At 74.5% G+C, this 12,917-nt stretch carries 13 protein-coding genes; 11 read left to right on the forward strand and 2 right to left on the reverse strand.

The features are described from left to right. The first annotated feature begins 110 nt into the window (after positions 1 to 110). From ACIRQY_RS03125 to ACIRQY_RS03155, 7 genes are all read left to right on the forward strand, one after another. Positions 111 to 821: an ABC transporter permease gene (locus ACIRQY_RS03125; RefSeq protein ID WP_403922024.1), complete on the forward strand. Its 711-nt coding sequence runs from the start codon at positions 111 to 113 to the stop codon at positions 819 to 821. Continuing rightward, complete coding sequence (locus ACIRQY_RS03130) at positions 818 to 1,492, forward strand: ABC transporter permease (protein WP_403922026.1); 675 nt, start codon at positions 818 to 820, stop codon at positions 1,490 to 1,492. Before ACIRQY_RS03125 ends, ACIRQY_RS03130 begins: the two co-directional genes overlap by 4 nt. Next, positions 1,489 to 2,505: an ABC transporter substrate-binding protein gene (locus tag ACIRQY_RS03135; RefSeq protein ID WP_403922028.1), complete on the forward strand. Its 1,017-nt coding sequence runs from the start codon at positions 1,489 to 1,491 to the stop codon at positions 2,503 to 2,505. Before ACIRQY_RS03130 ends, ACIRQY_RS03135 begins: the two co-directional genes overlap by 4 nt. Positions 2,506 to 2,652: 147 nt before the next feature. Further along, positions 2,653 to 3,765: a glycoside hydrolase family 5 protein gene (locus tag ACIRQY_RS03140; RefSeq protein WP_403922030.1), complete on the forward strand. Its 1,113-nt coding sequence runs from the start codon at positions 2,653 to 2,655 to the stop codon at positions 3,763 to 3,765. Positions 3,766 to 4,019: 254 nt separating this feature from the next. Continuing rightward, positions 4,020 to 5,327 carry an alpha/beta fold hydrolase gene (locus ACIRQY_RS03145; protein WP_403922032.1) on the forward strand — a complete coding sequence of 436 codons (1,308 nt, stop codon included), beginning with the start codon at positions 4,020 to 4,022 and terminating at the stop codon, positions 5,325 to 5,327. A gap of 348 nt (positions 5,328 to 5,675) precedes the next feature. Continuing rightward, on the forward strand, positions 5,676 to 5,876 hold the full coding sequence (locus ACIRQY_RS03150; RefSeq protein ID WP_403922034.1) for a hypothetical protein: 201 nt from the start codon (positions 5,676 to 5,678) through the stop codon (positions 5,874 to 5,876). Further along, a complete protein-coding gene (locus ACIRQY_RS03155; protein ID WP_403922036.1) occupies positions 5,873 to 6,643 on the forward strand; it encodes a PIG-L deacetylase family protein in 771 nt (256 codons plus the stop codon). Before ACIRQY_RS03150 ends, ACIRQY_RS03155 begins: the two co-directional genes overlap by 4 nt. Before the next feature lie 48 nt (positions 6,644 to 6,691). On the opposite strand, the gene ACIRQY_RS03160 is transcribed toward ACIRQY_RS03155, so the two are convergent. Both ACIRQY_RS03160 and ACIRQY_RS03165 read right to left on the reverse strand, forming a co-directional pair. After that, positions 6,692 to 7,471, reverse strand: a complete 780-nt coding sequence (locus ACIRQY_RS03160; protein ID WP_403922038.1) for a VOC family protein — start codon at positions 7,469 to 7,471, stop codon at positions 6,692 to 6,694. Between the two features lie 213 nt (positions 7,472 to 7,684). After that, complete coding sequence (locus ACIRQY_RS03165) at positions 7,685 to 8,662, reverse strand: NAD(P)/FAD-dependent oxidoreductase (RefSeq protein ID WP_403922040.1); 978 nt, start codon at positions 8,660 to 8,662, stop codon at positions 7,685 to 7,687. 67 nt (positions 8,663 to 8,729) lie between these two features. Between ACIRQY_RS03165 and ACIRQY_RS03170 the strand changes: the two genes are divergently transcribed. The 4 genes from ACIRQY_RS03170 (at position 8,730) to ACIRQY_RS03185 (ending at position 12,893) form a co-directional block, all read left to right on the forward strand. After that, positions 8,730 to 9,317, forward strand: a complete 588-nt coding sequence (locus ACIRQY_RS03170; RefSeq protein WP_351784459.1) for an XRE family transcriptional regulator — start codon at positions 8,730 to 8,732, stop codon at positions 9,315 to 9,317. Between the two features lie 329 nt (positions 9,318 to 9,646). Then, positions 9,647 to 10,615, forward strand: coding sequence for an NADPH:quinone oxidoreductase family protein (locus ACIRQY_RS03175; protein ID WP_403922042.1), 969 nt, complete (start codon positions 9,647 to 9,649; stop codon positions 10,613 to 10,615). Continuing rightward, positions 10,612 to 11,793, forward strand: a complete 1,182-nt coding sequence (locus ACIRQY_RS03180) for an acyl-CoA dehydrogenase family protein (RefSeq protein ID WP_403922044.1) — start codon at positions 10,612 to 10,614, stop codon at positions 11,791 to 11,793. Before ACIRQY_RS03175 ends, ACIRQY_RS03180 begins: the two co-directional genes overlap by 4 nt. After that, positions 11,790 to 12,893 carry an acyl-CoA dehydrogenase family protein gene (locus tag ACIRQY_RS03185; RefSeq protein WP_403922046.1) on the forward strand — a complete coding sequence of 368 codons (1,104 nt, stop codon included), beginning with the start codon at positions 11,790 to 11,792 and terminating at the stop codon, positions 12,891 to 12,893. Before ACIRQY_RS03180 ends, ACIRQY_RS03185 begins: the two co-directional genes overlap by 4 nt. The last annotated feature ends 24 nt before the right edge of the window (positions 12,894 to 12,917 follow it).

Below are 12,917 nucleotides of genomic sequence, written 5' to 3' on the forward strand. Positions count from 1 at the left end.
ACCACCCCTCGGCGGCCCATCGCCCCCCCACCACTCCTGGGCGGCTCGCCGCCCCACCCGAACGGCCCCCTCCCCGCGCGCCCCGCGCCCGTACCGCCTCGAATGGGAAGGTGACCGCGCCGCCCGACGACTGTCTCGCCCGCAACGACTGGATCTGCGGCGCCTACCTCTCCACCCGGCGCGAGATCCTGGCCGACGCCGTCGTCGAACACCTCCGGCTGACCTTCGTGTCCGTCGCGCTCGGGCTGCTGATCGCGGTGCCCCTCGCGCTCGCGGCCCGCCGCTGGATCCGGGTCGCGGGACCCGTCCTCGGGATTACGACCCTCCTCTACACGATCCCGGCCCTCGCGATGTTCTCGCTGCTCCTGCCGGTCTACGGGCTCTCCGCCACGCTGGTCGTCGCCGGGCTCGTCCTGTACTCGCTCACCCTCCTCGTCCGCAACCTCCTCGCCGGGCTCAGGGCCGTGCCCGAGGAGACCCGGCGGGCCGCGCTCGGCCTCGGGTACGGGCGGCTCCGGCTGCTGCTCGCCGTCGAACTGCCGCTCGCGCTGCCCGCCGCGATGGCCGGGCTCCGGATCGCCACCGTCTCCGCCGTCTCGCTCGTCACCATCGGCGCGATCGTCGGCCACGGAGGTCTCGGCAACCTCATCTGGTCCGGGATGAACACCTACTTCAAGGCGCAGGTCCTCACCGCCTCGGTCCTCTGCGTCCTCATCGCCGTCGCCGCCGATCTGCTGCTCCTCGGCGCCGAACGGCTGCTCACCCCGTGGAACCGGCGGAACCGGCGGAACCGGCGGAACCGGCGGGGGATGACCAGGTGACGACCCTCGCCGACACCTGGTCCTGGCTCACCACCTCCGCGCACTGGCCCGGCGAGAACGGCGTCTGGCACCGGCTCGGCGAGCACCTCTTCCTGACCGGCGTCTGCCTGCTGGTCAGCTGTGCGATCGCGCTGCCCGTCGCCCTGGTCCTCGGCCACCTGGGCAGGGGCGGGGCGCTCGCCGTGAACCTCTCCAACATGGGCCGTGCCGTGCCCACCTTCGCCGTCCTCGTCCTCCTCCTGCTCAGCCCGATCGGGGCGTACGGGGACTGGCCGACGATCATCGCCCTCGTCCTGTTCGCCGTGCCGCCGCTGCTCACCAACGCGTACGTGGGAATGCGGGGCGTCGACGCCGACATCGTGCGGGCCGCCCGGGGCATGGGCATGACGGGCACCCAGACCCTCGCCCGGGTCGAGCTGCCGCTCGCGCTGCCCCTGGTCCTCACCGGGGTCCGGATCGCCGCCGTGCAGCTGGTCGCCACCGCCACCGTCGCGGCCCTGGCGGGTGGCGGCGGGCTCGGCCGGATCATCACCGCCGGGTTCAACCTCGCCTCCACCCCGCAGGTCGTCGCGGGTGCCGTTCTCGTCGCGGTGCTCGCCCTGCTCGTGGAGGGACTGTTCGAGGGCGTCCAGCGACTCGCTCCCGGCGGGGCGCGGGAGAGCGGCGCATGATCCGGCGCGCACGCCGGGAGACGTACCGGCGCGTGCACCCGGGGGCGCGCCGCCGCCGTCCTCGCGTCGCCCTCGGTACGGTCCTGGTGCTCGTCCTCGCGGGCTGTGGCACCGGGCCCTCCCTGGAGCACCGGGGCGCGGTGACGGCCCCGCCGGGGGACAGCCACCGGCTGACCGTGGGCTCGGCCGGATTCACCGAGAGCGATGTGCTCGCGCAGCTGTACGCCCTGCTGCTCCAGGACGCCGGACACCGTACGAAGATCCTCTCCGTCACCAACCGGGAGCTGTACGAACCGGCGCTCGAAAACGGGCAGATCGACGTCGTGCCGGAGTACGCGGCGACCTTCGCCGACTGGCTGAACGCCAAGACCCACGGGCCGGACGCGCCGACCGTCGGCTCACCGGACCTGGCCACCACCATGACGGCGCTCCGCGCGCTCGCCGGTCCGCGCGGCCTCACCGTGCTCGACCCCGGCCGGGCCGTCGACCAGAACGCCTTCGCCGTGACCGCCGCCTTCGCCGCCGAGCACCGGCTGAAGAGCCTCAGCGACCTGGGCGCCAGCGGCCTCCCCGTACGCCTCGCGGCGGGCGACGAGTGCGTGGTCCGGCCGTACTGCGCCCCGGGGCTGCGGAAGGTGTACGGGATCGACGTGACCGCCGTCGATCCCAAGGGCGTCGGCACCACCCCGGCCAAGCAGGCGGTGCAGAACGGGCAGGACCAGATGGTGCTGACCACCACGACCGACGCCACGCTCGACACGTTCGGGCTCGTGCTGCTCGCCGACGACAAACGGCTCCAGAACGCCGATTATGTGGTCCCCGTCGTCAACCGGGCCCGCGCCGGAGGGCCGGGGGTCACCCACGCGCTCGCCCGGCTCAACACCGTGCTGACCACGGCGGACCTGGCACACCTCAACGAACAGGTGGACGGCTGGCGGCGTCTTCCCGAGGACGTGGCACGCGCCTACCTGAGGGCCGAGGGCCTCCTCCAGGCGCCCTCCGCTCACCCGTAAGGGTCAACCAGCTGAACCATGTCTCCTGTTCTGACTCTTGCGGGGTGCTCCGGAACCCTGCTATCCATCCGTTAGGAAGGTTTCCTTCCAATCCTGTGGGCCCGCTCGGGGTCCGCATCCCTCGTTCGTCGTTCCGTGGAGACCCCCATGACTTCGGCACGAACCGTACGACCCGCCGCCCGTCGCCTCGGCCTCGCGGGCACCGCGCTCGGCGCCCTGCTCCTCGGCCTCGCCGCCGCCCCCTCGGCCGTGAACGCCGCCCCCGCCCCGGTCGCTCCGCAGGCCGTCCCGCAGGCCGCCCCGGCCCCCGTCCGCGCCGCCACCCCCGCCTCGATCAACGGGCGGCTCAAGGTCTGCGGCACCAAGCTCTGCAACCAGTACAGCAAGCCGATCCAGCTGCGCGGGATGTCCTCGCACGGCACCCAGTGGTACAGCCAGTGTCTGACCGGCGGCTCCCTGGACGCCCTCGCCGGCGACTGGAAGGCCGACGTGCTGCGCGTCTCCACGTACGTCCAGGAGGACGGTTACGAGACCGACCCGCGCAAGTACACCGACCTCGCCCACTCGCTCATCGAGCAGGCCACCGCGCGCGGCATGTACGTGATCGTCGACTGGCACATGCTCGACCCGGGCGACCCGAACTACAACCTCTCGCGCGCGAAGACCTTCTTCACGGAGATCGCCAACCGGCACAAGAGCAAGACCAACCTGCTGTACGAGATCGCCAACGAGCCCAGCGGGGTCTCCTGGTCCAAGATCAAGAGCTACGCCGAGCAGCTCATCCCGGTGATCCGGGCCAAGGACCCCAACGCGCCGGTCCTCGTCGGCACGCGCGCGTGGTCCTCGTTCGGCGTCTCGGAGGGGGCCACCGAGTCGGAGGTCGTGTCCAAGCCGGTGAACGCCACCAACATCATGTACACCTTCCACTTCTACGCGTACTCGCACCGGGACGAGTACCTCCAGACCCTCTCCCGCGCCGCCGACAAGCTGCCCGTCTTCGTCACCGAGTTCGGCACCCAGAACTACGCGGGCGAGGGCAGCGACGACTTCGCCATGTCGCAGAAGTACCTCGACCTCATGGCCGCCAAGAAGATCAGCTGGGTCAACTGGAACTTCTCCGACGACCACCGCACCGGCGCGGTCTTCAAGACCGGCACCTGCGACCGGAACGGCCCCTGGACCGGCACCGGCTCCCTGAAGCCCGCCGGGGCCTGGATCCGCGACCGGATCAGGACGGCGGACGACTTCCCCACCTCCTGACCGGCCCGCCCGCCCGCCCGGGCCGGGGCGCCCGCCCACCGACGGGCACCCCGGCCTCCTGACCGGCCTCCCCGTCCTCCGACCGGAAGGCCCGGCCCCGGCTCGGGCTCCGGCTCCGGCTTCAGCTCCGGGCTGCCGACCGCCCCGCCGGTCCGACCGCCCCTCGGTCCGGCCGTCCCGGTCCGGACCGGGTACGCCCCCGCGGTGTGATCAACTGTCCTCGCGGGGGCGTACCGAAGAGGAGCATCGACAGCGTGACCACCTACCGGCAGCCGGGACTCGTCCTCACCGACCACCGTTTCCCCGTCCCCCTCGACCACGCCCGCCCCGACCGGGAGCGGATCGAGGTCTTCGGCCGCGAGGTCGTCGCGGCCGGACGCGCCGGAGCGGACCGCGAGGGCCTCCCCTGGCTGGTCTACCTGGAGGGCGGCCCCGGCTTCGGCGCCCGCCGCTTCATCGGCCCGCAGGCCTGGCTCGGCCGGGCCGTCGAGGAGTTCCGCGTCCTCCTGCTCGACCAGCGCGGCACCGGCCGCTCCACCCCCGCCAACCGGCAGACCCTGCCGCTGCGCGGCACCCCCGCCGAACAGGCCGCCTACCTCGCGCACTTCCGCGCGGACTCGATCGTGCGGGACTGCGAACTGATCCGCCGCAGGCTCACCGGCGGCGCCCCCTGGACCGTACTCGGCCAGAGCTTCGGCGGCTTCTGCGCCACCCACTACCTCTCCGCCGCCCCGGAGGGCCTGGAACGGGTCGTCGTCACCGGCGGTCTGCCCTCCCTGCACGCCTCCGCCGACGAGGTCTACCGCGCCGCCGCGCCCCGGATCCTGCGCAAGAACGAGGCCCACTTCACCCGCTACCCCCAGGACGCCGAACGGACCCGCGCGATCCTCACCCACCTCCTGGAGCACGAGGTCACCCTCCCCGGCGGCGGAACCCTCACCCCCGAGGCCTTCCAGTCCCTCGGCATCCTCCTCGGCTCCGGCGATGGCACCCACCAGCTCCATCTGCTCCTCGAAGGCGCGTTCGTCCCCACGCCCGGCGGCCCCCGGCTCGCCGACGCCTTCCTGGAACAGATCCAGGCGCAGCTGTCGTTCGCGGGCCACCCCCTGTACGCGGTGCTGCACGAGGCCATCTACGCCCAGGGGCGCGGGCCCACCGACTGGGCCGCCGAACGCGTCCGCGCCGAGCACCCCGAGTTCGACGCCCGCGCCGCGCTCGACGAGGGGCGGACGCCGTTCTTCACCGGCGAGAGCGTCCACCCCTGGCACTTCACCACCGACCCCGCCCTGGCCCCACTGCGCGAGACGGCCGAACTGCTCGCCGCGCGCGCCGACTGGGCCCCGCTGTACGACCCCGAGCGGCTCGCCGCCAACGAGGTCCCGGTCGCCGCGGCCGTCTACCACGACGACATGTACGTGGACACCGCCCACTCCCTGGAGACCGCCCGTGCCGTACGCGGTCTGCGCACCTGGGTGACGGACGAGTTCGAGCACGACGGTCTGCGGGCGGGCGGCCCCCGCGTCCTGGACCGGCTGCTCGCCCTCTCCCGCGACGAGCTCTGACGGAGACTTCCGGGGGCGCGACCCGGACCGACCTCCCGGAACGAGGTCCGTACCCGTGTCCACGGCGGGTCCCGCACACCGGGCCGGGCACCCGGCGATGCGCGAACGTCCAAGCACCGCAGCCGACTTGAGCATCGAAGGCTCCGGCCGGAGGACGGTACGACTCCGGCCGGAGCCCGCGCGGGCCCGCGAGGAGAGGACCCGGCATGAGCACCCACGTCGACGAGGAGATCACCGGCCGGCCCGACTGCCGGTGCCGCGCCGCCGAGACAGCCGCCCGCGGCGGCGGCCTGCTGCCCGCCCGGGGCGAGCGGGTCGCGGTCGTCGGCTGCGGCACTCCGCGACGAAGTGGAGTCCACCGGCGCCCTGTTCGCCGCCCACGCGATCGACCCGGTCGCCGCGCTCGTACGGGCCCAGCGGCTCGCGGTGGCCCTCGCGGGCCGCTGGGGGCTCGACCCCGGTCGGCCCAGGAACGTCTCCCGGTCGGTGATCCTCTCCGGAGAGTTCCGGGCGACGGTCTCGGAGGCGGCTCGTATTCTGCGGTCATGACCGACACCGAAGACACCGGGGTCACCGGGGCCGCCGACCTCGCGGAGCTGCCCGGCGACTGGAGCCGCGCGCTCGCCGTCGTCGCCCACCCCGACGACCTGGAGTACGGCTGCTCGGCCGCCGTCGCCGCCTGGACGGACGCCGGGAAGGAGGTCGGGTACGTCCTCGCCACCCGGGGGGAGGCCGGGATCGACACCCTCGCACCGGACGCCTGCGGGCCCCTGCGGGAGCGCGAGCAGCGGGCGAGCGCCGCCGCCGTCGGTGTGGACACGGTCGAGTTCCTCGACCACCACGACGGGGTGATCGAGTACGGGCCCGCACTGCGCCGGGACATCGCGGCGGCGATCCGCCGCCACCGCCCCGAGCTCGTGGTGACCCTCAACCACCGGGACACCTGGGGCGAGGGCCCCGGCGCCCCGTGGAACACCCCGGACCACCGGGCCGTGGGCCGCGCCGTGCTCGACGCGGCGGCCGACGCGGGCAACCGCTGGATCTTCCCCGAACTCGCCGACCGGGGCCTGACCCTCTGGGACGGGGTCCGGTGGGTCGCCGTCGCCGGGTCGAACCGCCCCACCCACGCCGTCGACGCGACCCCGGGCCTGGAGCGCGCCGTCCGCTCGCTGCTCTGCCACCGCACCTACATCGAGGTCCTCACGGACGAGGACCCGGAGGAGTACGTCCGCTCGTTCCTCACGGCCACGACGGCCCGCGCCGCCGACCGCTTCGGCGGCCGGCCCGCGGTCACCTTCGAGCTCTTCACCCGCTGACGGACCGGCCGCCGGGGGTGAGCCGGGACCCCGGCCCACCCGTTCGGCTCAGTCCATCGGCACGGGCTTGAGGACCGCGAACGTCGCTCCGGACGGGTCGGCCAGCCAGGCGATGCGGCCGACGTCCGGTACGTCCGCCGCGGGCATCAGGACCGAACCCCCGTTGCCCTGGACCGACCGTGCGGTCGCGTCGGCGTCCTCGACCGCGAAGTACGGCACCCAGCGCGCGGGTTCGGCGGCGTCCTGGAGTTCGGCGACCCCGCCGAAGGAGGCGTCCTGCTGATCGCCCTCGGCCGTGGAGACCACCCGGTACGTCATGCCGGGGACGGTCATCTCCGCCCACCGCCAGCCGAACAGGGTCCGGTAGAAGCCGAGCGCCGCCTCCGGGTCCCCGGTGTGCAGCTCCACCCAGACCAGGGTGTTCGTCTCCGAGGTCCGGTCGAGCCCCCGGGTGGTGCCCGGCTGCCAGACCGCGAACCGGGCCCCGGCGGGGTCGGTGAGGGCGGCCATCCGGCCCGCCTCCATGACGTCGGAGGCGGGCAGGCGCACCCCACCGCCCGCCGACTCGGCGGCCCGCTGCGTCGCGTCCGCGTCCGGCGTACCGAAGTACACCGTCCAGGCGCTCTCCGCGCCCTCCTCGGTGAGCGGACCGAGCGCGGCGACGGTCCTGCCGTCCTGCTGGAAGAAGCCGTAGCCCCCGGCCTCGGGTCCGGCGGAGCGGAACTCCCAGCCGAGGACGGCCCCGTAGAAGGCGGCCGCCGCCGCCGTGTCGGGGGCGCCGAGGTCGATCCAGGTGGGCGAGCCCGTGGTGAACCGCGTACCGAGCATGGGTGTCCCGTCCTTCCGTGGCCCGGGGCGCGGGCCCCCGCACGCCCCTGCCCGGGCCGGGCCCGTGTGCCGTACCGGGTGTCGCGCGGTCCACGGCCCGGGGCCGTGTGCCGAGGCCCCGGCCCGTGCCCCGGGTCCGTGTCGTGTGTGTCCGGCCACCCTCACCGATCCCCGGCCTCCGAAGGGCGTGCCCGGCGGCCCGGCGGCGCGGGTTCATCCGACCGGCCGACCGGCCACCGCCTCCTCCAGGCCGCCGAGGACCAGCTCGTTGTTGAGCGCCACGCCCGCCCGGTACCCCCGGCTGACCGCGTTGGCCACCTGCTCCTGCGGCCCGGTGACGTTCCCGGCCGCCCAGACCCCGGGCACGCTCGTCAGACCCGTCCCGTCCACCACGACGAACTCGCCGAAGGGGGTGGCGCGCAGCTCCGCGCCGAGCTGCCGCAGCAGCCCGTCCCGGGGCGCGAGCCGGGTGGCGGCGGCGAAGACCACCGAACGCTCCACGGTCCGGCCGTCCGCGAGCCGGACCCCGGTCAGCCGGTCGTCCGCCACCGCGAGCCCCGTCACCTCGCCCCGCTCGATCCGGACGCCCGCCGCGCCGAGCAGCGCCTCCTCGTGCGCCGACAGCTCCCGCGCGGTGTGGGTGAAGAGGGTGACGTCCTTCGACCAGTGCGCCACCATCAGCGCCTGGTGCGCGGGCATCTCCGGGTGGGCGATCACGCCGAAGGCCCCGTCGCGGACCTCCCAGCCGTGGCAGTACGGGCAGTGCAGCACATCACGGCCCCACCGGGCGGCGAGCCCTTCGACGGCGGGCAGCTCGTCGACGAGCCCGGTGGTGACGACCAGCCGTCGGGCGCGGACCGGGCCGCCGTCCGCCAGGGTGACGAGGAAGCCGCCGTTCCCGTCGGGCGCCGCGCCCGTCACCTCTCCGTCCCTGACCTCGACCCCGTATCCGGCGACCTCGGCGCGCCCGGCCGCCAGGTACTCCCCGGGGCTCATGCCGTCCCGGGTGAGGACGCCCTGCATGTGGGCGGCGGGGGCGTTGCGCGGGCGGCCCGCGTCGACGACCAGGGTCCGGCGCAGCGACCGGCCCAGGACCAGGGCGGCGCTGAGCCCGGCGGCCCCGCCGCCGACCACCACCGCGTCGAACTCGTCCGTGCGGTGTCCGTGTGTGCTGTCAGGGTGTGCGTTCATGGGGCGAGCGTGCCCCCGGCCAAGCGGTACCGGCAAGCAATCTTGCCGTTTCTGCAAGACTGGGGGCATGACCGAAGACGACCGCATCGATTCCGTGCTCCAGGAGGTCGGCCCCCGCCTCCGCCGGGTCCGCCGCGACCGGGGGGTCACCCTCGCCGACCTGTCCGCCGCCACCGGGATCTCCGTGAGCACCCTCTCCCGGCTGGAGTCCGGTCAGCGCAGGCCCAGTCTCGAACTGCTCCTGCCGCTCGCCCGTGCCCACCAGGTCCCGCTGGACGAGCTGGTCGGCGCGCCCGCCACCGGCGACCCGAGGGTGCGGGCCAAGCCGATCGTCCGCCACGGCCGCACGATGTTCCCGCTCACCCGGCAGCCCGGCGGCCTCCAGGCGTACAAGGTGATCCAGGAGGTGACGCAGGGGGAGCCGGACCCCCGGGTCCACGAGGGCTACGAGTGGCTGTACGTGCTCTCCGGCAGGCTCCGGCTCGTCCTCGGCGACCACGACGTGATCCTCGGCGCGGGCGAGGCGGCGGAGTTCGACACCCGGGTGCCGCACTGGTTCGGCCCGACGGACGAAGGGCCGGTGGAGTTCCTGAGCCTCTTCGGCCCCCAGGGCGAGCGGATGCACGTACGGGCCCGCCCGAAGAAGTCAGGCTGACCGGATCCCGTACGGGGCGAGCGGGCCCGTAGGGGGCGAGCCGACCCGTAGGGGACGGGCGGGCCTGTAGGGGACGGGCGGGTCCCGTACGGGACGGGGAGTTCCCCCTGAGGGGTCGGGTTCGTGCCCGTACGGGGGATGGGCACTGCCCTCCCGAGGGGCGGGCCGGAGCCCGTGCGGGACACTGCCGATGCCGGCCGGAGCGGGTTACGGCACCGCCGGGGGTGCGATCCGGCCCGGCCCGAGAAGTCCGGCCGAGCCGTTCCCTCAGGGGCAAGCGACCGCTTAGTATGCCCTCGATCCATCAGCGGTACGGAGGAGGCTTCCGGATGCGGGCATGGCGTGTGTACGAGAACGGGGAACCCCGCGCGGTGATGCGCCGCGAGGAGGTCGACCCGCCCACACCCGGCGAGGGCCAGGTCCTCCTGAGGGTCCGCGCGGCCAACGTCAACTTCCCCGACGCGCTGCTCTGCCGGGGCCACTACCAGGTGCGGCCCCCACTGCCCTTCACCCCCGGCGTGGAGGTCTGCGCCGAGACCGACGACGGACGCAGGGTCGTCACCACCGCGGCCCTCCCGCACGGCGGCTTCGCCGACCACGTCCTCGCCGACGCCGCCGGACTCCTCCCCGCCCCCGAGGCGCTGGACGACGCCGAGGCCGCCGCCCTCCACATCGGCTACCAGACCGGCTGGTTCGGCCTGCACCGCCGCGCCGCCCTCCAGCCGGGCGAGACCCTCCTCGTCCACGCGGCGGCCGGAGGGGTCGGCAGCGCCGCCGTCCAGCTCGGCAAGGCCGCCGGGGCCACCGTCATCGGCGTCGTCGGCGGCCCGGCGAAGGCGGCCGTCGCCCGCGCCCTCGGCTGCGACGTCGTGATCGACCGCCGCGCCGAGGACGTCGTCGCCGCCGTCAGGGCCGCCACCGGCGGACACGGCGCCGACGTGATCTACGACCCGGTCGGCGGTGACGCCTACACGCAGTCCGCGAAGTGCGTCGCCTTCGAGGGCAGGATCGTGATCGTCGGATTCGCCGGCGGCACCGTCCCCGCGCCCGCCCTCAACCACGCCCTGGTCAAGAACTACGCGATCCTCGGACTCCACTGGGGCCTGTACGCGGCGAAGGACCCCGCATCGGTCGCCCGCTGCCACGAGACCCTCACCGCCTACGCCACCAAGGGTCTGATCCGACCGCTCGTCGCCGAACGCGTCCCCTTCGCCGGAGCGGCCGACGCCGTCCAGCGCGTCGCCGACGGCACCACCACCGGCCGTCTCGTCGTCCTCCCCGACGGAGTCCGCGCATGACCGGGGCCGAAGAACTCCGCACCCGTACAAGGGACTTCCTGGCCGCGCACCCGCCCGCCGGAACCGACCGCACCGACTTCCTGCGCGCCCGCTTCGACGCCGGACTCGCCTGGGTCCACTACCCCGTGGGCCTCGGCGGACTCGACGCGCCCCGCGCGCTCCAGCACGTCGTCGACGCCGAACTGGCGGCGGCGGGCGCCCCCGACAACGACCCGCGCAGAATCGGCATCGGGCTCGGCATGGCCGCCCCCACCCTCCTCGCCCACGGCACCGACGAGATCAGAAGGCGGTTCCTCCGGCCGCTCTGGGTGGGCGAGGAGGTGTGGTGCCAGCTCTTCAGCGAGCCCGGCGCGGGCTCCGACCTCGCCGCCCTCGCTACCCGGGCCGTCCGTGACGGCGACCACTGGGTGGTGAACGGCCAGAAGGTGTGGACCTCCAGCGCCCACCTCGCCCGCTGGGCCATCCTGATCGCCCGCACCGACCCGGACGCGCCCAAGCACCGGGGCATCACCTACTTCGTCCTCGACATGACCGACCCCGGCGTCGAGGTCCGGCCGCTGCGCCAGATCACCGGCGAGGCTGAGTTCAACGAGGTCTTCCTCACCGGCGTCCGGATCCCCGACACTCACCGGCTCGGCGCGGAGGGCGACGGCTGGCGCGTGGCCGGGACCACCCTCATGAACGAGCGGGTCTCCATCGGCGGCGCCCGCCTCCCGCGCGAGGGCGGCATGATCGGAAAGGCCGCCGCCACCTGGCGCGCCCGCCCCGAACTGCGCACCCACGACCTGCACCGGCGCCTCCTCGGACTCTGGGTCGACGCCGAGGTGGCCCGGCTCGCCGCCGAACGCCTCCGTCAGCAGCTCGTCGAGGGCAGGCCCGGCCCGGAGGGCAGCGCGGCGAAACTCTCCTTCGCCCGCCTCAACCAGGAGATCAGCGGCCTGGAGGTCGAACTCCTCGGCGACGAAGGGCTGCTGTACGGGGAGTGGGAGATGCGCCGCCCCGACCTCGTCGACTTCACCGGCCGTGACGCGGGCTACCGCTATCTGCGCTCCAAGGGCAACTCCATCGAGGGCGGCACCAGCGAGGTGCTGCTCAACATCGTCGCCGAGCGGGTCCTCGGCCTGCCCCCGGAGCCCCGCACCGACAAGGACGTCCCGTGGAAGGACCTCGCCCGATGAGCGGACGGACGGAGCCGGACCAGCAGCCGCTGGACCTCCTGCACTCCGAGACCGAGGAGGAGCTGCGGGCGGCGGTCCGCGCCCTGCTCACGGACAAGGCCGGTCACCGGGAGGTCCTGGGGCGGACCGGGACGGGGAGCCCGTACGTCCCCGGGCTGTGGAAGGCCCTCGCGACCGGCATCGGCGCGGCGGGCCTGCTGGTCCCCGAGCGGCTCGGCGGCCAGGGCGCGAGCCATCGCGAGGCCGCCGTCGTCCTGGAGGAACTGGGCCGCGCGGTGACCCCGCTGCCGTACCTGACGAGCGCGGTGGTGGCCACCGAGACCCTGCTCGCGCTGGTGACGGAGGGGGAGGCGGTCACCGGACTGCTCGCGGACCTCGCGTCCGGCCGCACGGTCGCGGTCCTCGCCGTTCCGCTGGGGACGGCGCCGGGCCGGGACCCGGTGCCCGCCCCCTCGGTCGCCGGGGTCGCCGACGCGGTCGCCGCCGATGTGTTCCTGGTGCCGCGCGCCGACGGCCTGTACGCCGTACCGGCCGGGGAGGCCGGGATCGAGCCGCAGGTCCCGCTGGACCTCACGCGTCCGCTCGCCGTGGTGACCCCGGGGGACGGCGGCATCCGGCTGGCGGGGGCGGGGGCGGGCGGCGCCGCCGTCCGGCGCGGACTCCTCGCCGGGGCCGGGCTCCTCGCCTCCGAACAGCTCGGGCTCGCCGAGTGGTGCCTGGCCGAGACCGTCCGCCACACCCGCGAACGCCACCAGTTCAACCGGCCGGTCGGCTCGTTCCAGGCGCTCAAGCACCGCATGGCCCAGCTCTGGCTGGACCTCGTCGGGGCCCGCGCGGCGGCCCGCGCCGCCGCCGACGCCCTCGCGGGCGGACATCCGGACGCCCCGCTCCTGGTGGCGGTGGCGCAGGCGTACTGCTCGAAGACGGCGGTACGGGCCGCCGAGGAGTGCGTACAACTGCACGGCGGGATCGGCATGACCTGGGAACACCCCGCCCACTTGGCCCTCAAGAGAGCCAAGTCGGCATCCATCGCCCTGGGTTCACCGGGCCACCACCAGGACACCGTCGCCACCCTGATGTACCTGGCACCGCCGGGGTGACCCGTCGCCGGACGGCCTCCGATG

It is taken from the genome of Streptomyces sp. NPDC101490 (assembly GCF_044767145.1).
GTDB lineage: Bacteria > Actinomycetota > Actinomycetes > Streptomycetales > Streptomycetaceae > Streptomyces.

Bases quoted from the DNA above. Each gene is read 5' to 3' on its own strand.
- ACIRQY_RS03160 (WP_403922038.1), bottom strand. From the start codon at position 7,471: ATGCTCGGTACGCGGTTCACCACGGGCTCGCCCACCTGGATCGACCTC.
- ACIRQY_RS03165 (WP_403922040.1), bottom strand. From the start codon at position 8,662: ATGAACGCACACCCTGACAGCACACACGGACACCGCACGGACGAGTTC.
- ACIRQY_RS03155 (WP_403922036.1), top strand. From the start codon at position 5,873: ATGACCGACACCGAAGACACCGGGGTCACCGGGGCCGCCGACCTCGCG.
- ACIRQY_RS03170 (WP_351784459.1), top strand. From the start codon at position 8,730: ATGACCGAAGACGACCGCATCGATTCCGTGCTCCAGGAGGTCGGCCCC.
- ACIRQY_RS03180 (WP_403922044.1), top strand. From the start codon at position 10,612: ATGACCGGGGCCGAAGAACTCCGCACCCGTACAAGGGACTTCCTGGCC.
- ACIRQY_RS03135 (WP_403922028.1), top strand. From the start codon at position 1,489: ATGATCCGGCGCGCACGCCGGGAGACGTACCGGCGCGTGCACCCGGGG.
- ACIRQY_RS03185 (WP_403922046.1), top strand. From the start codon at position 11,790: ATGAGCGGACGGACGGAGCCGGACCAGCAGCCGCTGGACCTCCTGCAC.
- ACIRQY_RS03140 (WP_403922030.1), top strand. From the start codon at position 2,653: ATGACTTCGGCACGAACCGTACGACCCGCCGCCCGTCGCCTCGGCCTC.
- ACIRQY_RS03175 (WP_403922042.1), top strand. From the start codon at position 9,647: ATGCGGGCATGGCGTGTGTACGAGAACGGGGAACCCCGCGCGGTGATG.